The following is a 1,164-nucleotide window of genomic DNA, read 5'->3' on the forward strand; positions in this document are numbered from 1 at the left end:
CGAGGTGTTCGGTGTGGATGGTCGTCCGGGTGGTGTGCGGGGGACGGTGACGGTTTCGGCTGATCTGTTCGATGCGGAGTGGGCTGCGCGGATCGCTTCGGCGTGGGTGCGGGTGCTGGATGTGGTGACGCGGGAGCCGGGTGTGCCGGTGGCCGTGGTGGATGTGCTGGGTGAGGCCGAGCGTCGGCGGGTGTTGGTGGAGTGGAACGACACTGCGGCTGAGGTGGTGCCGGGTTCGGTGGTGGAGTGGTTCGAGGCGCAGGTGGCGCGGACGCCGGATGCGGTGGCGGTGGTGTCCGGGGGGTTTGCGGTTTCGTACCGGGAGCTGGAGGAACGGGCCAACCGGCTTGCTCATTACCTGGTGGGTCAGGGTGTGGGTGGCGAGTCGGTGGTGGGTCTGTGTCTGCCGCGTGGTGTGGAGACGTTCGTCGGGATTCTGGCGGTGTGGAAGGCGGGGGCGGGGTATCTGCCGGTGGATGCCGGGCAGCCGGCGGAGCGGGTTGCGTTCGTGCTGAAGGACAGTCGTGCGGCGTTGGTGCTGACGACTGAGGAGATTTTGGACGAGCTTCCTTCGGTGGGGGTGCGTCTGGTGGCGGTTGACGGTGCCCTGGTGCGGATGCAGCTGGCGTCGGCTTCGGTGTCCTCGCCGGGGGTGTCGGTGTGTGGTGAGGGTCTGGCGTATGTGATCTACACGTCGGGTTCGACGGGCCGGCCGAAGGGTGTGGCGGTCACGCAGGGCGGGCTGGCGAACTATGTTGCGTCGGTTCCTGGCCGGGTGGGGTTCGACGTGGCCGGTGGCAGGTATGCGCTGCTTCAGGCGCAGGCGACCGATCTGGGCAACACGGTGGTGTTCGCGAGCTGGGTCAGTGGTGGTGAGCTGCATGTTCTGGATGAGGGTGCGGTCACGGATCCGGTGGTGGTGTCGGCGTATCTGGCCGAGCACGGGATCGATTTCCTGAAGGCGGTGCCCTCGCATCTGGGGGCTCTGTCGTCGGTGACCGGGGTGGCGGGTGTGCTGCCGGCGCGTTCGCTGGTCCTGGGTGGCGAGGCCGTTTCACCGGCCCTGGTGAGCGAGCTGGTCGGGCACGCGGCTGAGTGCGCGGTGTTCAACCACTACGGGCCCACGGAGACCACCATCGGCGTGGCCACGACCCGGCTCGACGC

The 1,164-nt window shown here is 68.3% G+C and carries 1 protein-coding gene; it reads left to right on the forward strand.

Going from position 1 to position 1,164, the window contains the following annotated elements; genetic code table 11:
- Nucleotides 1-1,164, forward strand: a 1,164-nt coding sequence (locus ACIPXB_RS37145) for an AMP-binding protein (protein ID WP_401457432.1), incomplete at both ends; no start/stop codon positions are given.

Origin of the sequence: Streptomyces sp. NPDC090022, from assembly GCF_044748145.1 — a bacterium.
GTDB lineage: Bacteria > Actinomycetota > Actinomycetes > Streptomycetales > Streptomycetaceae > Streptomyces.